Source organism: Streptomyces sp. NPDC028308, assembly GCF_055565855.1.
Genome location: NZ_JBVHTO010000005.1, coordinates 120695 through 137072, shown reverse-complemented (window position 1 = coordinate 137072; position 16378 = coordinate 120695). Strand labels below are relative to the sequence as shown.

19 protein-coding genes and 1 riboswitch are annotated in these 16378 nt (G+C 72.2%); of the genes, 9 read left to right on the top strand and 10 right to left on the bottom strand.

All coding sequences use genetic code 11. The features are described from left to right. Positions 1-52: 52 nt before the first annotated feature. From ACZ4VA_RS13175 to ACZ4VA_RS13160, 4 genes are all read left to right on the top strand, one after another. Positions 53-556, top strand: coding sequence for an Lrp/AsnC family transcriptional regulator (locus ACZ4VA_RS13175; protein WP_356164616.1), 504 nt, complete (start codon positions 53-55; stop codon positions 554-556). A 122-nt stretch (positions 557-678) separates the two neighbouring features. Further along, the gene (gene ddaH / locus ACZ4VA_RS13170; RefSeq protein WP_355784326.1) at positions 679-1509 is read left to right on the top strand and encodes a dimethylargininase; all 831 of its coding nucleotides are present in this window, start codon (positions 679-681) and stop codon (positions 1507-1509) included. After that, a complete protein-coding gene (gene rocD, locus ACZ4VA_RS13165) occupies positions 1506-2732 on the top strand; it encodes an ornithine--oxo-acid transaminase (RefSeq protein WP_356164619.1) in 1227 nt (408 codons plus the stop codon). The genes ddaH and rocD overlap by 4 nt, the downstream gene beginning before the upstream one ends. A gap of 100 nt (positions 2733-2832) precedes the next feature. Further along, entirely contained in the window at positions 2833-3558 is a 726-nt protein-coding gene (locus ACZ4VA_RS13160) for a lysophospholipid acyltransferase family protein (protein WP_355784332.1), read from the top strand. A 55-nt stretch (positions 3559-3613) separates the two neighbouring features. On the opposite strand, the gene ACZ4VA_RS13155 is transcribed toward ACZ4VA_RS13160, so the two are convergent. The 8 genes from ACZ4VA_RS13155 to ACZ4VA_RS13120 all read right to left on the bottom strand — a co-directional run bounded on the left by ACZ4VA_RS13155 (position 3614) and on the right by ACZ4VA_RS13120 (position 10831). Next, positions 3614-5209 (bottom strand): alpha/beta hydrolase, encoded by a 1596-nt coding sequence (locus tag ACZ4VA_RS13155; protein ID WP_356164620.1) that lies wholly within the window; start codon positions 5207-5209, stop codon positions 3614-3616. A 137-nt stretch (positions 5210-5346) separates the two neighbouring features. After that, positions 5347-6099, bottom strand: a complete 753-nt coding sequence (locus tag ACZ4VA_RS13150; protein ID WP_468081229.1) for an urease accessory protein UreD — start codon at positions 6097-6099, stop codon at positions 5347-5349. Continuing rightward, positions 6096-6779 (bottom strand): urease accessory protein UreG, encoded by a 684-nt coding sequence (gene ureG, locus ACZ4VA_RS13145; protein ID WP_355794774.1) that lies wholly within the window; start codon positions 6777-6779, stop codon positions 6096-6098. The genes ACZ4VA_RS13150 and ureG overlap by 4 nt, the downstream gene beginning before the upstream one ends. Before the next feature lie 215 nt (positions 6780-6994). Then, the gene (locus ACZ4VA_RS13140) at positions 6995-7669 is read right to left on the bottom strand and encodes an urease accessory protein UreF (protein WP_356164622.1); all 675 of its coding nucleotides are present in this window, start codon (positions 7667-7669) and stop codon (positions 6995-6997) included. Next, positions 7669-9390: an urease subunit alpha gene (locus ACZ4VA_RS13135; RefSeq protein WP_356164624.1), complete on the bottom strand. Its 1722-nt coding sequence runs from the start codon at positions 9388-9390 to the stop codon at positions 7669-7671. The genes ACZ4VA_RS13140 and ACZ4VA_RS13135 overlap by 1 nt, the downstream gene beginning before the upstream one ends. After that, positions 9383-9694: an urease subunit beta gene (locus ACZ4VA_RS13130; RefSeq protein WP_355785192.1), complete on the bottom strand. Its 312-nt coding sequence runs from the start codon at positions 9692-9694 to the stop codon at positions 9383-9385. Before ACZ4VA_RS13130 ends, ACZ4VA_RS13135 begins: the two co-directional genes overlap by 8 nt. Before the next feature lie 15 nt (positions 9695-9709). Further along, a complete protein-coding gene (locus ACZ4VA_RS13125; protein ID WP_028808600.1) occupies positions 9710-10012 on the bottom strand; it encodes an urease subunit gamma in 303 nt (100 codons plus the stop codon). 189 nt (positions 10013-10201) lie between these two features. Beyond that, positions 10202-10831, bottom strand: coding sequence for a TetR/AcrR family transcriptional regulator (locus ACZ4VA_RS13120; protein ID WP_355785195.1), 630 nt, complete (start codon positions 10829-10831; stop codon positions 10202-10204). A gap of 156 nt (positions 10832-10987) precedes the next feature. On the opposite strand from ACZ4VA_RS13120, the gene ACZ4VA_RS13115 reads away from it, so the two are divergent. Beyond that, the gene (locus tag ACZ4VA_RS13115) at positions 10988-12016 is read left to right on the top strand and encodes an ABC transporter permease (RefSeq protein WP_356164627.1); all 1029 of its coding nucleotides are present in this window, start codon (positions 10988-10990) and stop codon (positions 12014-12016) included. 745 nt (positions 12017-12761) lie between these two features. Here the strand turns inward: ACZ4VA_RS13115 and ACZ4VA_RS13110 are convergent. Continuing rightward, complete coding sequence (locus ACZ4VA_RS13110) at positions 12762-13037, bottom strand: type II toxin-antitoxin system Phd/YefM family antitoxin (protein WP_355779370.1); 276 nt, start codon at positions 13035-13037, stop codon at positions 12762-12764. 165 nt (positions 13038-13202) lie between these two features. On the opposite strand from ACZ4VA_RS13110, the gene ACZ4VA_RS13105 reads away from it, so the two are divergent. The 4 genes from ACZ4VA_RS13105 to ACZ4VA_RS13090 all read left to right on the top strand — a co-directional run bounded on the left by ACZ4VA_RS13105 (position 13203) and on the right by ACZ4VA_RS13090 (position 15776). After that, a complete protein-coding gene (locus ACZ4VA_RS13105; RefSeq protein WP_468081224.1) occupies positions 13203-13838 on the top strand; it encodes an ATP-dependent Clp protease proteolytic subunit in 636 nt (211 codons plus the stop codon). A 7-nt stretch (positions 13839-13845) separates the two neighbouring features. Then, entirely contained in the window at positions 13846-14154 is a 309-nt protein-coding gene (locus ACZ4VA_RS13100; RefSeq protein ID WP_356164631.1) for a hypothetical protein, read from the top strand. Between the two features lie 367 nt (positions 14155-14521). Next, a riboswitch (cyclic di-AMP (ydaO/yuaA leader) is annotated at positions 14522-14686 on the top strand. Positions 14687-14689: 3 nt separating this feature from the next. Beyond that, positions 14690-15163 carry a C40 family peptidase gene (locus ACZ4VA_RS13095; RefSeq protein WP_355787422.1) on the top strand — a complete coding sequence of 158 codons (474 nt, stop codon included), beginning with the start codon at positions 14690-14692 and terminating at the stop codon, positions 15161-15163. A 79-nt stretch (positions 15164-15242) separates the two neighbouring features. After that, positions 15243-15776, top strand: coding sequence for a DUF6328 family protein (locus ACZ4VA_RS13090; protein ID WP_355787420.1), 534 nt, complete (start codon positions 15243-15245; stop codon positions 15774-15776). 84 nt (positions 15777-15860) lie between these two features. Here the strand turns inward: ACZ4VA_RS13090 and ACZ4VA_RS13085 are convergent, their stop codons facing one another. Further along, the gene (locus ACZ4VA_RS13085; RefSeq protein ID WP_355787418.1) at positions 15861-16313 is read right to left on the bottom strand and encodes an ATP-binding protein; all 453 of its coding nucleotides are present in this window, start codon (positions 16311-16313) and stop codon (positions 15861-15863) included. Between the last annotated feature and the right edge of the window lie 65 nt (positions 16314-16378).

Here is a 16378-nt window from a genome sequence, read left to right as displayed (position 1 = left end):
GCGGGTGCGGCGGCGGACCCGGTGCCGGGCCCGTGCTGGATACAGTGCCGCCATGAACAGCAAGCCCGCCGTGTTCGACGACCTCGACCGCAAGATCATCACGGCTCTGACGGCGAACGCCAGGGCCACCTTCGCGGAGATCGGGGCGGTGATCGGGCTGTCGGCCACCGCGGTCAAGCGCCGGGTCGACCGGTTGCGGGAGACCGGGGTGATCACGGGTTTCACGGCCACGGTGAAGCCGACGGCGCTCGGCTGGCGCACCGAGGCGTACGTCGAGGTGTACTGCGAGGGCGCGGCCCCGCCCCGGCGGCTGGCCGAGGTGGTCCGCAACCATCCGGAGATCACCGCGGCGATGACCGTGACCGGCGGCGCGGACGCGCTGCTGCACGTACGGGCGACGGACGTGGAGCACTTCGAGGAGGTGCTGGAGCGGATCAGGACCGAGCCGTTCATCCGGAAGACGATCAGCTACATGGTGCTGTCCCACCTGCTGCCGGAGGCTCCGGAGGCGGGGGCGACCCACGCCGCCCCGGAAGACGCAGCAAACATGCGCTGACCACCGCGATCACGCAGCAATGCTGCGCACACGCGCAGCTCTCCACACTTGTCGCCCGTATCCCCTCATTCCTACCGTGGAAGCATCCCAGTCGACACCGCAGGAAGCGGAGGAACCTCTCTGTGCCCGACAGCCGTGTGCCGCGCCCCCGGCGCTTTCTCGTCTGCGAACCCAGACACTTCGCCGTGCAGTACGCCATCAATCCGTGGATGCATCCGGACCATCATGTCGACCCCGGTCTCGCCCACGGGCAGTGGCAGGCGCTGATCCGCGCCTACCGCGCCCACGGCCACACCGTCGACGTCGTCGACCCCGTCTCCGACCTCCCGGACATGGTGTTCGCGGCGAACTGCGCGCTCGTCCTCGCGGGCCGGGTCTTCGGCTCGTACTTCCTCGCCCCGCAGCGCCGGCCCGAGTCCCTGGCCTACGAGAGCTGGTTCAAGACGGCCGGCTTCGACGTCTACCGCCCGGAATCGGTGTGCGAGGGCGAGGGCGACCTGGTGCCGGTCGGCGACTACGTCCTGGCGGGCACCGGCTTCCGCACCACCCGCGAGGCCCATCACGAGGTCCAGGAGTTCTTCGGCGTCCCGGTCGTCAGCCTCCAGCTGGTGGACCCGCGCTTCTACCATCTGGACACGGCGCTGTTCGTGCTGGACGACGGGAAGGGCGGCGGCGAGGCGAACATCGCGTACTACCCGGAGGCGTTCTCGCCCGGCAGCCGCGAGGTGCTGACGCGCCTCTTCCCGGACGCGGTGATCGCCACCCGCGAGGACGCGATGACGTTCGGGCTCAACTCCGTATCCGACGGCCGCCACGTCTTCATCTCGCCGCGCGCCACCGCCCTCGCCGACCAGCTCGACCGCCACGGCTACGCCCCCGTCCCCGTCGACCTCTCGGAGTTCCACAAGGCCGGCGGTGGCATCAAGTGCTGCACTCAGGAGATCCGCTCATGACCGCTCCCGCCCCCGCGCGCACCTCCGCCGACGTCATCCGCGCCGAGGCACCCGTCCTCGCGCACAACTACCACCCGCTGCCGGTGGTCGTCGCCCGTGCCGAGGGCAGCTGGGTGGAGGACGTCGAGGGCCGCCGCTATCTGGACATGCTGGCCGGCTACTCGGCCCTCAACTTCGGCCACCGCCACCCCGCCCTGATCGAGGCCGCGCACCGCCAGCTCGACCGGCTGACCCTCACCTCCCGCGCCTTCCACAACGACCGGCTCGCCCGGTTCGCCGAGTCGCTGGCCGAACTGACCGGCCTCGACATGGTGCTGCCGATGAACACGGGCGCCGAGGCGGTGGAGAGCGCCGTCAAGGTGGCCCGCAAATGGGCGTACGAGGTCAAGGGCGTCCCGGCGGACCGCGCGACGATCGTCGTGGCCTCGGGCAACTTCCACGGCCGTACGACCACCATCGTCAGCTTCTCCACCGACGAGAGCGCCCGCGCCGGCTTCGGCCCCTTCACCCCGGGCTTCCGCGTGGTGCCGTACAACGACCTCGCCGCTCTGGAGGCCGCGCTCGACGAGACGACGGCCGCGGTGCTGATCGAGCCCATCCAGGGCGAGGCGGGCGTCGTCATCCCCGACGACGGCTATCTGACCGGCGTGCGCGAGCTGACCCGGCGTGCCGGGTGCCTGTTCATCGCGGACGAGATCCAGTCGGGGCTCGGCCGCACCGGGCGCACCCTCGCCGTCGACCACGAGAACGTCGTGCCGGACATGCTGCTCCTCGGCAAGGCGCTGGGCGGCGGCATCGTGCCGGTCTCCGCCGTGGTCGCCCGGCGCGAGGTGCTGGGGGTGCTGCGTCCCGGCGAGCACGGCTCCACGTTCGGCGGCAACCCGCTGTCCGCGGCGGTCGGTTCGGCCGTCGTGGAGCTGCTGGAGACCGGCGAGTTCCAGCGCCGGGCCGCCGAACTGGGGGTCGTGCTCAGGGGCGGGCTCGACGATCTGGTGGGCCGGGGTGTGGTGGGCTTCCGCGCGCGCGGGCTGTGGGCGGGAGTGGACATCGACCCGGCGATCGGCACGGGCCGCGAGATCAGCGAGCGCCTCATGCGGGAGGGGGTTCTGGTCAAGGACACCCACGGGTCCACCATCCGGCTCGCCCCGCCGCTGACCGTCACCGGTGAGGAACTGGGGTCCGCTCTCGGGGCTCTGGAGAAGGTTCTGGCGCACGGGGCCTGATACCGGCCACGTGACGACAGAGCGTGACGCCGGGATGGTTACGCCCGGCGACGGCCGTGCCTACACTGATCGCTCCCCTGGGGAATGAAGGAGCGGCAGAGTGTTCTACTACGTGCTCAAGTACGTGCTTCTCGGTCCGTTGTTGAGGCTGGTGTTCCGGCCTCGGATCGAGGGCCTGGAGCACGTGCCGTCGTCGGGCCCGGCCATAGTCGCCGGCAACCACCTGTCCTTCTCGGACCACTTCCTGATGCCCGCGATCCTCAAGCGGCGCATCACCTTCCTCGCGAAGGCCGAGTACTTCACCGGCCCCGGCATCAAGGGGAAGCTGACCGCGTTCTTCTTCCGCAGCGTCGGGCAGATCCCCGTGGACCGCTCGGGCAAGGAGGCCGGCCAGGCGGCCATCCGCGAGGGACTGTGCGTCCTGGCCAAGGACGAGCTGCTAGGCATCTACCCGGAGGGCACCCGCTCGCACGACGGCCGCCTCTACAAGGGCAAGGTCGGCGTCGCGGTGATGGCGCTCAAGGCGGGCGTGCCGGTGATCCCCTGCGCGATGATCGGCACGTTCGAGGCGCAGCCGCCCGGCCAGAAGATCCCGAGGATCCACCCCGTGGTGATCCGGTTCGGCACCCCGCTCGACTTCTCCCGCTACGCCGGGATGGAGAACGAGAAGGCCATCCTGCGCGCCGTCACCGACGAGATCATGTACGCCATCCTCACGCTCTCCGAGCAGGAGTACGTCGACACGTACGCGGCCGTCGCGAAGGCCGAGGCGAGCGCGGAACGGGCGGAGCGGGCCCGCAGGTTCCCGCGGCTGCCGCTGAGCTGACGGCGAAGGGGGCGGCCGGAGTACCGGCCGCCCCCTCGTCGTGAACCGGGCGCTGTTACGGCTTGGGCGTGGCGTGCGGAGCGCACGTCACGTCGGCCGCGTCGGTCTTGCCCGTGAGCAGGTAGGTGTCCACCCGCTCGTTGATGCACGGGTTGACCAGGCCGGTCACACCGTGCGAGCCCGCGTCCTTCTCGGTGATCAGGCGGGAGCCCTTGAAACGCTTGTGCAGCTCGACGGCGCCCTCGTACGGGGTGGCGGCGTCATTCGTGGACTGCACGATCAGGACGGCCGGCAGACCCTTGCCGGTCCGGACGTTCAGCGGGGTCTGCTGCTTGGCGGGCCAGGTGGCACACGGCAGGTTCATCCACGCGTTGGCCCACGTCATGAACGGGTAGTCCTTGTTGAGCCGCGTGTTGTCCCGGTCCCACTTCTGCCAGCTGGTGGGCCACTTGGCGTCGGTGCACTCGACCGCGGTGTAGACGGCGTTGCTGTTCTCCGAGGCCTTGTTGCCGGCGATGTCCGACGGGTCCGGGGCCGCGGCGTCGACGAGCGCCTGGGTGTCGCCGGCGACGTACTTGCTGAACACCGTCGCGATCGGAACCCACGACGAGTCGTAGTACGGGGCGCTCTGGAAGAAGCCGATCAGCTCGGCCGGTCCGACGACGCCGCCGAGCGGGCTCTTCTTTGCGGTGGCGCGCAGCTTGAGCCACTGCTCCTGGACCTCGGCACGGGTGTCACCGAGGTGGAAGGTCGCGTCGTTCTTCGCGACCCAGTCCTCCCAGTCCTTCCAGCGGCCCTCGAAGGCGACGTCCTGGTCGAGGTTGGCCTCGTACCAGATCTTCTCCCGCGAGGGGTTGACCACGCTGTCGACGACCATGCGGCGGACGTGGCCCGGGAAGAGCGTGCCGTAGACGGCGCCCAGGTACGTGCCGTAGGAGACGCCCAGGTAGTTGAGCTTCTTCTCACCGAGGGCGGCCCGGATGACGTCCAGGTCGCGCGCGGTGTTCGGCGTGGTCATCTGCGGCAGCATGTCGCCGCTGCGCTCGGCACAGCCGTCCGCGTACTCGGCGGCGAGCTTGCGCTGGGCGCGCTTGTCCGCCTCGGAGTCCGGGACCGGGTCGGCCTTCGGCGCCTTGACGAACTCCTGCGGGTCGATGCAGGAGATGGGGGCCGAGTGGCCGACGCCGCGCGGGTCGAAGCCCACGAAGTCGTACGCCTTCGCGGCGTTCGCCCAGATCGGGTTCTTGTTGGTGACCCGGGTCGGGAAGCGCATGCCCGAGCCGCCGGGGCCGCCCGGGTTGTAGACGAGGGCGCCCTGGCGCTCCTCCTTGGTACCGGTGTTCCCGATGCGGTCGACGGCGAGCTTGATCTGCTTGCCGTTGGGACGCGCGTAGTCGAGCGGCACCGTGACCCAGCCGCACTGGATCGGCTTGGCGAAGCCCCAGTCCGCCGGACAGTCCTGCCAGTCGATCCCGGCCTTGGCGGCCTTGGCCGCCGCGATCGCGGCACCCCTGGCCTGCCGGTCCTGACCGTGCCGGGCGTCGGCCGCGGCCGACGGCGCCGCGACGGCTCCGGCTATCAGGGTCGCGGTGACGAGCGCTCCGGCCGAACCGAGCGCGGCCACCCGCCTCGTCGGTCTGATACCACTCAAGTGGGACCTCCCCGTACATCGTTGCGATTGGTACGGGGATCCTTTCTGCTGTGAGACCCCTGAGAACAGAGGCCACGTGGCTTCTTTACTAATCCGATAACCGGTGCGCGCTGCTCCGTTGAGCGGGGCAGGCCCCGTCAGCCCAGTGCGCGCAGCGCCTCGTCGAGCGTCCGCCGCAGTCTCAGCGCGTCCGGCGCGAGGGCGCTCACGAGCACCGCGGGACCGGCGAGCGGAGTCAGCGCGGCGCTCTCCCCGAACAGTCGCGGCTCCTCCGGCCGCTCCTCGAACTCGGGTCGTACGACGACGAGTTGGCCCAGCGCGCGGTGACCGCCCAGCACGGCGGGGCCATCCCAGCCGCCGGGTGCACCGGGCCCGCAGGACAACTCCTGGTCCAGCACGGTCCTCGTGCCGAGGCGCACGGTGAGACGGCTGGTGAGCCGCCCCGGTTCCTCACCCGCGCGCCCGAGCACCTGCTCCTCGCGGAACACGAGCCGGGCGCCGACGGCCAGGTCGACGCGGGAGGAGACGTGCAGTTCGCTGCCGTTCGCGGAGATCAACTGCTCGGGCATCCAGCGCAGTTCACCCCCGGCGGCGACGGTGAGCCGGACGTCGTAGCGCGCCTCGCCCTTGGCCTGGCCCGGCAGGGCGATGGTGGCGGCGGCCGACCCCACGTGCAGGCGGGCACCCTCGCCGGCCGTCGCCTCGACGGTGAGGTGGTCGCCGCCCAGCGGGCCGCTCATCGCGCCGACGATCATCACGCGCGCCTCGGAGCCGTGGGCGCGCGTACGGCGGGGCGCCAGCGGGCCCTCGCCCTCCAGCACCGGCAGGGACGTGCCGCCTCTGCCGTCGGCGCGCGCCTCGATCCGCGCGGTGGCCCGTACTCCTGTCATGCCGTCCACGCCGCGTACTGCCGGCGCACCCACGCCGCGACGTCCGCCACCCCGGCCTCGCTCCTCAAGGACTGGAATACGACGGGGAGTTCGGCCCGCTGCGCCTTGGCGTCGGCGGCCATCCGCCCCAGGTCGGAGCCGACGTGGGGCGCGAGGTCCGTCTTGTTCACGACGAGCAGGTCGGCAGTGGTCACCCCGGGTCCGCCCTTGCGCGGGATGTCGTCACCGCCGGCGACGTCGATCACGAAGATCTGCGCGTCGACGAGGCCCTTGGAGAAGGTGGCCGTCAGGTTGTCCCCGCCGGACTCGACCAGGATGAGGTCCAGGCTCCCCAGTTCGTCCTCCAGGTCCTCGACCGCCTCCAGGTTGGCGGAGATGTCGTCCCGGATCGCGGTGTGCGGGCAGGCCCCGGTCTCCACGGCGGCGATCCGCTCGGGCGGCAGGACGGCCTCCCGCAACAGGAACTCGGCGTCCTCGCGCGTGTAGATGTCGTTCGTCACGACGGCGAGGGACAACTCGTCGCGCAGCGCCCGGCAGAGCGCGGCGACGGTCGCGGTCTTGCCCGAGCCGACGGGCCCGCCGAGCCCGATGCGCAGCGCGCGCCGGCTGCCGTCGGCCCGGTGGGCGTCGGCTCCGACGGCCGCGGGCCCGTCGTGGTGGTGGGAGTGGTCGAGGTGCATGAGCGGCTCCAAGTGCGTGTGGGCGCGTTCCGGCACGGACGGCGCGTCCGGCCGGCGGGCGGGTCCGTGCGGATCGGTACGGGGCAGGGCGTCCGGGATGCGGAACCTCGGACGACGGGTCGGGCAGGGGCGGCGGGGGACGCGGACTCGCGCACCGGGTGACCGGGTCACCCGAGTCGGGCTCGCCGGGTCACCAGGTCACGCGGGTCGCCGGCTCACGAGGCGAACAGCCGTACGGACCAGGCCGCGTGGGCCTGTGCCCCGATCTCCAGCAGCGGGGCGGAGGCGGCCGGCAGGGCGTCGGTGCCGTCGGTGAGCACCCGCCGGGCCGCGTCCGTCGCCGCCCGGGCCACCAGGTCCAGCTCGGGAGCGAGCCGGGCCAGGACGGCGGTGGCCTCGAACGGGTCGAGACTCAGCAGCCGGACCGTCGCCGTCGCCGGACCGCTCACGCTCTCGAACACCGAGCAGTGGGCGGCGTCCTCCGGTCCCAGTCCGGCGGCCCTGGCCGCGAGCCCGAGGACGACCGGCTGGTGCGCGCCCTTCGGGAACCGCCGTGCCAGGGCGTCCAGTTCGGGACTCGGCCAGGCGGCCCGCGCGGCCCGCACGAGCTGCCGTCCGAGCCGTCGCGCGGCCACCCGCAGCGCGGGCGAGGGCGTACGGGCGTCCGCGGCCGAGTCCAGTTCCCCCGGATCGGCTCCGGCCGCCGCCGCGGCGGCCAGGGCGGCCGACACCAGGCCCGTGGTGTGCAGCCGGCCCCGGCAGAAGTCCTCCAGGCTCGCCGCCCCGGTGATCCGTCCGGCCTTGACGGCCGCCTCCGCGCCGCCCGAGTGGGCGTGCCCGCCTGCGGGGAAGCGGCCGTCGGCCAGGACGAGCAGTGCCGCGCGGGTCATCAGAAGAGGAAGTAACGCTGGGCCATGGGCAGTTCGGCCGCCGGTGTCGCCTCGACCAGCTCCCCGTCGATGTGCACGGCGAAGCTGTCGGGGTCGACCCGTACCCGCGGGCGCGCGTCGTTCTCCCGCATGTCGGCCTTCGTCACCGCCCGCGTCGACTCGATGGGCACGAACCGTTTGCCGAGCGCGAGCCGCTCGGGCAGCCCGTCCTCGATCGCCAGCGGTGCCACGAAGTTGAACGAGTTGGCGGCCGGGGCCCGCCCGATCGCCCCGAACATCGGCCGCGGCAGGACCGGTTGCGGGGTGGGGATGGAGGCGTTGGCGTCGCCCATCTGCGCGTAGGCGATCTGTCCGCCCTTGATGACCAGGAGCGGCTTGACGCCGAAGAAGGCGGGCTCCCACAGCACGAGGTCGGCGAGCTTGCCGCTCTCCACGGAGCCGATCTCACGGGCGAGTCCCTGCGCGAGGGCGGGGTTGATCGTGTACTTGGCGACATAGCGGCGTACGCGGTGGTTGTCCGCGCGTCCGTCGCCGGGCAGTGCCCCGCGCCGGCGCTTCATCACGTGCGCCGTCTGCCAGGTCCGCATGACGACCTCGCCGACCCGGCCCATCGCCTGCGAGTCGGACGAGATGATCGAGATGGCGCCCAGGTCGTGCAGGACGTCCTCGGCCCCGATGGTGGAGGGCCGGATCCTGGACTCGGCGAAGGCGAGGTCCTCGGGGACGGCCGGGTTGAGGTGGTGGCAGACCATCAGCATGTCGAGGTGTTCCTCGGCGGTGTTGACGGTGAACGGCCGGGTCGGGTTGGTGGAGCTGGGCAGCACGTGGGACTCGGAGACCACGGTCATGATGTCCGGCGCGTGCCCGCCGCCCGCGCCCTCCGTGTGGTACGCGTGGATGCCGCGCCCGGCGATCGCGGCGAGGGTGTCGCCCACGAACCCGGCCTCGTTGAGGGTGTCCGTGTGGATGGCGACCTGGATGCCGGTCCGCTCGGCGACGGTGAGCGAGGCATCGATGACGGCCGGCGTGGAGCCCCAGTCCTCGTGCAGCTTGAGACCGAGGGCGCCGCCGCGGATCTGGGAGAGCATCGCCTCGTGGGAGACGGTGTTGCCCTTGCCGAGGAAGCCGATGTTGAGCGGGTACCGCTCCATCGCCTCCAGCATCCGGGCCAGGTGCCAGGGACCGGGCGTGACGGTGGTGGCCTTCGACCCCTCGGCCGGTCCGGTGCCGCCGCCGACCAGCGTGGTGATGCCGGAGGCCAGCGCCTCGTCGGCGATCTGCGGGCAGATGAAGTGGACGTGCGCGTCGATGGCACCGGCGGTGAGGATCCGTCCGTTGCCCGCGATGACCTCGGTCTCGGGGCCGATGACCAGGTCGGGGTGGACCCCGTCCATGGTGTCGGGGTTGCCGGCCTTGCCGATGCCGGTGATCCGGCCGTCGCGGATGCCGACGTCGGCCTTGACGACACCCCAGTGGTCGATGATCACGGCCCCGGTGATCACGGTGTCCGGGGTGCCGTCCGCGCGGGTGGCACGGGACTGGCCCATGGACTCGCGGATGACCTTGCCGCCGCCGAACACCGCCTCGTCCCCGGCGCGTCCGGGGCCGCCGCAGCGGTCCTCCTCGATCTCGACGAGGAGATCGGTGTCGGCGAGCCGGATCCGGTCGCCGGTGGTGGGGCCGAACAGGTCGGCGTACGCGGCCCGTGACAGCTCAGGCATCGAGGGCACCTCCGGTCTCACCGCGAAGTCCGGGCACCACGCGGGCACCGGCCAGCGGGACGAGTTCGACCTCGACGGGGATCCCGGGCTCGAACCGCACGGCGGTGCCGGCGGCGACGTCGAGCCGCTTGCCGCGCGCGGCGGCGCGGTCGAAGTCAAGACCGGGGTTGGCCTCGGCGAAGTGGTAGTGGGAGCCGACCTGCACGGGGCGGTCGGCGGCGTTGAGGACGGTGAGCCGGGTGACCTCGCGGCCTTCGTTGAAGGCGACGGGTCCGTCGGCGAACAGGATCTCTCCGGGGATCATCGGGCCGCTCCCCCGTCAGACGATCGGGTCGTGGACGGTGACGAGCTTGGTGCCGTCCGGGAAGGTCGCCTCGACCTGCACGTCGTGGATCATCTCGGGGATGCCCTCCATGACGTCGTCGCGGGTGAGCAACTTGCGCCCCGAGGACATGAGTTCGGCGACGGTGCGGCCGTCGCGCGCGCCTTCGAGGATGTGCGACGTGATGAGGGCGACGGCCTCGGGGTGGTTCAGTCTCAGCCCGCGGGCCCGGCGCTTCTCGGCGACGTCGGCGGCCACATGGATCAGCAGCCTCTCTTGCTCGTGCGGGGTCAGTTGCACGGCGTCCCACCTCACAGTCTCGCTCCGGACCGTGCGGGGTCCGGTTGCCGCAGCCACCGCGACAGGATAGGTGTAACACACAGGCAGATGGCGTGATCGTGCCCGCTCCGGATACGGAAACCCCTGGTGGCGTGGATCGGCAGGCTAGTTGGACGGAGTTTCGGCTACGTTAACCAGCCCTTGATCAGGTCATGACCGCGAGCTGGGCTCCCCCATACTCATCAGGCCCCTGAGTCCTTCCTGCGCGACTCCGGCGGGTGTCGCGCCGAACAGGGCCATCTGCGCGACGAATCCCTGCGCCAGGGCGATCATCGTCCGGGCGACGCTCTCAGCCGGGACGTCGGCCGGCATCATGCCCGCGTCCTGGTACGCCTCGACGACTCTCACCCAGACGGCCCGGACCTTGTCGTAGCCCCGGAGGAGTATCGCCGCGAGTTCCTCGTCGCGCAGCGTCTCGGTCCACACCTGGACGACGAGGCGCGGGAGGGCGAGGGCACCGTCGTCGACCAGTGCGGGCCTCGCGCCCAGGACCTGTTCGAGGACCTGCCCGACGAGAAGGTCGGGCGGCGGGGGCGGGCTCTGCCGGGCGGCCTCCTCGAAGGTGGCGCTGACCTCGTCCAGCACCTCGGTGACGATGGCGCCGATCAGCTCGTCCTTGCCGCTGAAGTAGCGGTAGACGGCCCCGGCGGAGAGGTCGACCTCCTTGAGGACGTCCTGCATCGACGTGGCGTGGAAGCCGTTGCGTGCGAAGCAGAGCGCCGCGCCGTCGAGGATCTGCCGGCGGCGGGCGTCGAGGTGTTCCTGGGATACACGGGCCATGGCCGACAACGTAAAACGAACGTTCCTTCTTGACAAGGCGCCGACGCCGTCCGACAGTGTGGGCGTTCGGTAAAACGAACGATCATTCTTTTTATTTTCGGCGCCCGGGCCCGGTACCGGGACTCCCCGCCCCGTCCAGTGGAAACGAGGAAGACCATGTCCGCCCCGCCCACCACCCCTTCCGCCGCCACCTCGCCGCCGGTGCCGCAGGGCCGCCGTATGGTCGCGGTCGTCGTGCTGGTGCCGGTCCTGGTGGCTCTCGCGCTCTGGGCCTTCGCCTGGCCCTCCGCCCGGCCGGCCCCGCGCGACCTCCCCGTCGGCGTGGCGGGCCCGGCCGCCGCCGCGGGCGAGACGCAGCGTCAACTGGAGTCCCGGGAGGGCGCGTTCGAGGTCCACCGGTACCCCGACGAGGCCGCCGCCCGGAGCGCCGTCGAGGACCGGACCGTATACGGAGCGGTGGTCGTCACCGAGCACGGACCCGAGCTGCTCACCGCGTCCGCCGCGAGTCCGCTCGTCGCCCAGCTCCTCCAGCAGGCGATGGCGGAGCGGGCACCGAAGGGCTCCGCGGTCCCGGTCACGGACGTGGTGCCCACCGACGCCGACGACCCGCGCGGCGCCGTGCTGGGCGCCGCCGTCCTGCCGCTGGCCCTGGCCGGTGTGGCGGCGGGCGCCGTGGTGACGCTGCTCGGCCTGCGCGGGTTCCGTGCGGTGGCGTCCCTGGTCGGTGCCGCCGCCCTGGTCGGCCTGGTGGCGACGGCTCTCGTCCACAGCTGGCTCGGGGCGCTCTCCGGCGACTGGTGGGCCGAGGCCGGCGCCTTCGGCCTGGCGACCCTGGCGGTGGGCGCCGCCGTCGCCGGTCTGGCCGCCCTCGCGGGGCCGCCCGGCATCGGTCTGGGTGCCCTGCTGGTGGTGCTGCTCGGCAACCCCTTCTCGGGTGCCGCCTCCGCACCCGAACTGCTGCCCGAGCCGGTGGGCGTGATGGGGCAGTGGCTCCCGCCGGGCGCGGCGGTGTCGCTCCTGCGCTCCGTGTCGTTCTTCGACGGCGCCGCGGCGACCACGCCGGCGCTGACGCTCACCTGGTGGGCCGCCCTGGGGCTCGGGGCCGTGCTGCTCCGGGCGTCCCTCACGCGCCGCCGGACGGCCACGCGACCGGCCACGGAGAGGGAACCGGTTCCGGCGGGCTGACCCGGCGAGACGCGGACGGCCCACCGCACCGGCGGCAACCGGCTGCACTTGGGGCCACGCGACCGGTGGCCGGGCGAGCCGGCACCGCAGGGGGGACCGACCCGCCAGACGCGGACGGCCCACAGCACCACGCCGGAACCGGCCGTACGGGGGTCGGCACGCCACCGCACGGGGCCGGCCCCCGAAGGGGAGCCGGGATCGGCGAGACACGGCCGCCCAACGCACCGCGCGGGACCCGCGGTAAGGGGGCCACGCGACCGGCGACCGAGAAGGAGCCGGCACCGGCGGGCTGACCCGACGAGCGTGGACGGCCCATCGCACCGGGCGGGACCCGGCCGGGCGGGAGCCGGCACCGGCAGGCGGACCGACCCGGCCAGACGCGGACGGCCCACAGCACCACGCCGGAACCGGCCCTACGGGGCTCGACGGCGCCCGCCACCGCACGGGGCCGGCGACCGAATGGGAGCCAGAACCGGCGAGACACGGCCAGCCCACCGCACCGCGCGGAACCCGCGGTAAGGGGGCCACGCGTCCAGCGACCGAGAAGAAGCCGGTGCGGGCGGAATGACCCGGCCAGACGCGGACCGCCCACAGCACCACGCCGAAACCGGCTATACGCGAGCTACGCGACCGGTGGCCGAACGGGAACCGGTACCGGCGAGGCGCAAGCGCCCACCGCACCGCGCGGGGCCCGCCCGTACGGGGGACGCGGCCGACCCGTGCGGTGGGGCGTCCGGAGGGCGCGTCACGGAGTGGGGCCGCGGTGCTCGGCGGCGATGCCGAAGCGGTGCCGCTCGCGAGGCGAGGGATTGATCTCGCGGACGTTGGAGACCGCGCTGACCACCTGCTCGTCCTCGGTGGCCCGGAGCTTCTCCAGCCGCTCCAGGTCGGCGGCCGAGACGAGGGCGACCAACGGCTTCCCGTGCCGCGTCACGACGACGCGCTCGTCGCCGTACACCACGCGGTTGATCAGATCGGCGAGTTCAGCCCTGGCTTGCGTCACCGGAATCTCGTAGGCCATGTTCCCCAGCTTAGACCGGGGTTCCGGGCCCCTCAGGGTGCGCGATCCGCCCTTACTCGACCGGCGGGCACGCGGCTCCCCCTTTTCGCTGTCAGCCAGGAACCTCGGCCCCCTTCTGTACGCCCTGTACATTTTTACAGGAGTTCTTCAGAGGAGGCGCGAGCCATGAACGAACCGTCCGCCCGCCACGTCCCGCCCGACCTCACCGGACGCCCCGGCGCGGGCTCCCGGACACCGGATCCCTACGCGAAGCTGCTCGACGAACGGATCGTGTTCCTCGGGACGCCGATCGACGACACGTCGGCGAACGACGTGACGGCTCAGTTCGTGCACCTCGAACACCGGGCGCCGGACCGGGACATCTCGCTCTACATCAACTCCCCCGGCGGCTCGTTCACCGCGATGACGGCGATCTACGACACGATGCGGCAGGTGTCCTGCGACGTGGAGACCGTCTGCCTGGGCCAGGCCGCGTCGACGGCCGCCGTGCTCCTCGCCGCGGGCACCCCGGGCAAGCGGCTCGCGCTGCCGGGCGCGCGTGTCCTCGTCCGCCAGCCGTCGGCCGCCGAGCCGGTGCGTGGGCAGGCGAGCGATCTGCTCATCCACGCGGCGGAGACGGCCCGCACCCGCGACACGCTGGAGGAGTTGCTCGCGCGGCACACGGGGCGGAGCCGGGAGCGGATCGCCGCCGACATCGAGCGGGACACGGTCCTGGACGCCCCGGCGGCGGTGGCGTACGGGCTGGTCGACCGGGTCGTGCCGCGCCACCGGTCCTCGCGCCCCGCGACCGGCGGAAGGTGAGGCGCCGATGCTGCCGCCCGAACTGCCTCCCCTGCCCGCGCTGACCCGCGCCGAGGCGGAGCTGATCGACCGTTACCTCGACGTCGTCGACCTGCTGGGCCGGATCAATCCGGCCCGCCCCGGGGACACCTACCGCGGCCTGCGGGCCGCCCAGGCGCTGGTCGTGAAAGCCGCCGCACTGCGGGACGCGCTCACTCTGATGCACCAGCGGGGCGAGAGCGAGGTCCACGCGCCGACCCTGGCCCAGGCCCTGCGGGTCCTGGACGGTGAGCGGCGAGCGGCCAGGGTCACCCTGCCGCCCCCGGCGGACAACTGACGCACCCCCATCCCGGGCCGGTCCCCGCCGCCGGCGCGCGGTGTCCGGCCCGGGACACAAACGCACCAAAAGGCGTACCCCCCAACGGCGTAGACGCGCCCCCTTTTTCCAGCCCTCCCGAGTTGCGCAACGCGCGTACACCAAGGGCGGAATGAGGCGTTCCGCCGCAGGTGCGCGCATGGTCGACACCCCCAACCCCCGTTCGAAATGGGGGGTGTCCACCCGAACGGGTGAGTGGTGAGTAACCCCACAAATCCCCGGTTCCGTTCGGATTTTCCGACATCCATGAGTGAAGATCCCTCCGACGACAAGCCCCCGCCGCAGCGGCGGGGCGGTCCGGGCGGACGCCGAGTCCTGCCGCCGCCCGGATGACCGGTCGACAGAAGTGGATCGGCAGGAGTGGAGGACCCAGCACGACGGGCCGCCGGAGCAATCCGCGTGGTCCTTGGGGTGAAGCCGCACACCGCGGCCGGGCAACTTCGCCAGCCCGAATCCGACAGGTCATCCTTCACAGGCGGCTGACGAAGGGTTGCGCATGACTGCGCTCAATCGTGTCCCGTCGCTGTGGACCCGGGCCGGTACGGCCTCGGCCCTCACCATCGCCGCCGTCGGCGGCAGCCTCGTGGTCCCCGGCGTCGCATCCGACGCCGCCGCGGCCTCGACGGCGACGAAGGCACTCCAGATCGCGGCCTCCAAGAAGGGTGCTCCGTACAAGTACGGCGCGACGGGGCCGCGCCGCTTCGACTGCTCCGGGCTCACGCTCTACTCGTACAAGAAGGCGGGCAAGAAGCTGCCTCGTACGGCCGCGGCGCAGTACAACAAGACCCATCACGTCTCCGCCTCGCACCGCAAGGCCGGAGACCTCGTGTTCTTCCACTCGGGCCGGAACGTCTACCACGTCGGCATCTACGCCGGGAAGGGACGGATCTGGCACTCGCCGAAGACCGGAGAGGTCGTGAAGCTCACGAAGATCTGGACGAAGAGCGTCTGGTACGGCCGGGTCGGCTGACCCGCCCGTAGAGGGCGGCGGCGGTCGCCGTCGCCCTCCGAGGGCGTGACCGGGGCCGGAAGCGGATACACGTCCGTCCATGGCCGACCGACACCCTCACTCCGCGCGGAACGAGACGTCCCTGGAGCGCGCGGACCGCAACTTCGCCGAACTGCTCCAGGAACTGCGCGTCGTCCAGACGGGCGTGCAGATCCTCTTCGCGTTCCTGCTGACCCTGGCGTTCACCCAGCGGTTCCCGTCGCTCGACACGGTGCAGCGCGCCACGTACGTCACCACGCTGCTCCTCGCCGTGCTGGCCGCCGCCCTGTTCGTCGCGCCGGCCGCCCTGCACCGGTCGCTGTTCCAGCAGAACGCCAAGGCCACCATCGTGCGGGTCTCCTCCGCTCTCGCCTCCGCAGGGCTGTGCGTCCTGACGCTGGCCTTCACCGGCTCCGTGCTGCTCGTCGTGGACGTCACGCTGGGGCGGGGGGCGGGAATCGCCGCGGCGGCGGGGACGCTGGCCGTCTGCGTGACGCTGTGGGGCGTCCTGCCCAGGCTCGTAAGGCGCTCTCTGAGGGCGAAGGGGGCCCCGGTGGGCAAACAGGGGCAGGACGGGCCGATGGGGCGCCGGTGACGGCCCTGAGGGCCCCGGCGGCGGGGAGCGTCTCCGGACGGGGCGCGCGACGCGTACGCGGGGACGGCGTGGCCGGGTGCCGCGTCAAGGTTCCTGTCCCGCCGTGACCGGCTGGGCCGGGAGGGACCAAGGGAGCTCGATCGCGACCGTCTTGCCGCCCTCCCGGGTGGGCCGCACGCTCATCTTTCCGCCGCACTCGGCGGTGAGCCAGCGGATGATCACGAGACCGCGGCCGTTGTCCTGCTGGACGGCCGCGGGCAGCCGCTTCGGGAAGCGCGGGTGGCTGTCGGTGACGCCGATGCGCAGCTGCTCGTCGCGGTCGAGCACGACGTCGACGGTGAAGGTCGGGGACTGCCCGAGGGTGTGCTGGACGGCGTTGGTGGCGAGTTCGGACACGATCAGGCGTACGGTCTCGGCGATGTCGGAGTCACCCGGCAGACCCCACTCGGCGAGCACGCCGGTGACGTAGTTCCGGGCCGCGGAGACCGAGGCGGGATCGCTCGGCAGAGTGACGGATGCTTCCTGGTGATCTGCCATGGCGACGTCGTCCCTTTCCCACGGGACCCGTAGTCCGACACGGAGCGGATGGTTCGAGTACGGTC

What these genes read in the sequence shown, in the direction of transcription:
- ACZ4VA_RS13115 (WP_356164627.1), top strand. Translation starts at nt 10,988, where the DNA reads ATGTCCGCCCCGCCCACCACCCCTTCCGCCGCCACCTCGCCGCCGGTG.
- ACZ4VA_RS13175 (WP_356164616.1), top strand. Translation starts at nt 53, where the DNA reads ATGAACAGCAAGCCCGCCGTGTTCGACGACCTCGACCGCAAGATCATC.
- ACZ4VA_RS13140 (WP_356164622.1), bottom strand. Translation starts at nt 7,669, where the DNA reads ATGACCCGCGCGGCACTGCTCGTCCTGGCCGACGGCCGCTTCCCCGCA.
- ACZ4VA_RS13130 (WP_355785192.1), bottom strand. Translation starts at nt 9,694, where the DNA reads ATGATCCCCGGAGAGATCCTGTTCGCCGACGGACCCGTCGCCTTCAAC.
- ACZ4VA_RS13120 (WP_355785195.1), bottom strand. Translation starts at nt 10,831, where the DNA reads ATGGCCCGTGTATCCCAGGAACACCTCGACGCCCGCCGCCGGCAGATC.
- ACZ4VA_RS13085 (WP_355787418.1), bottom strand. Translation starts at nt 16,313, where the DNA reads ATGGCAGATCACCAGGAAGCATCCGTCACTCTGCCGAGCGATCCCGCC.
- ACZ4VA_RS13110 (WP_355779370.1), bottom strand. Translation starts at nt 13,037, where the DNA reads ATGGCCTACGAGATTCCGGTGACGCAAGCCAGGGCTGAACTCGCCGAT.
- ACZ4VA_RS13150 (WP_468081229.1), bottom strand. Translation starts at nt 6,099, where the DNA reads ATGACAGGAGTACGGGCCACCGCGCGGATCGAGGCGCGCGCCGACGGC.
- ACZ4VA_RS13105 (WP_468081224.1), top strand. Translation starts at nt 13,203, where the DNA reads ATGAACGAACCGTCCGCCCGCCACGTCCCGCCCGACCTCACCGGACGC.
- ACZ4VA_RS13135 (WP_356164624.1), bottom strand. Translation starts at nt 9,390, where the DNA reads ATGCCTGAGCTGTCACGGGCCGCGTACGCCGACCTGTTCGGCCCCACC.
- ACZ4VA_RS13090 (WP_355787420.1), top strand. Translation starts at nt 15,243, where the DNA reads ATGGCCGACCGACACCCTCACTCCGCGCGGAACGAGACGTCCCTGGAG.
- ureG (WP_355794774.1), bottom strand. Translation starts at nt 6,779, where the DNA reads ATGCACCTCGACCACTCCCACCACCACGACGGGCCCGCGGCCGTCGGA.
- ACZ4VA_RS13095 (WP_355787422.1), top strand. Translation starts at nt 14,690, where the DNA reads ATGACTGCGCTCAATCGTGTCCCGTCGCTGTGGACCCGGGCCGGTACG.
- rocD (WP_356164619.1), top strand. Translation starts at nt 1,506, where the DNA reads ATGACCGCTCCCGCCCCCGCGCGCACCTCCGCCGACGTCATCCGCGCC.
- ACZ4VA_RS13100 (WP_356164631.1), top strand. Translation starts at nt 13,846, where the DNA reads ATGCTGCCGCCCGAACTGCCTCCCCTGCCCGCGCTGACCCGCGCCGAG.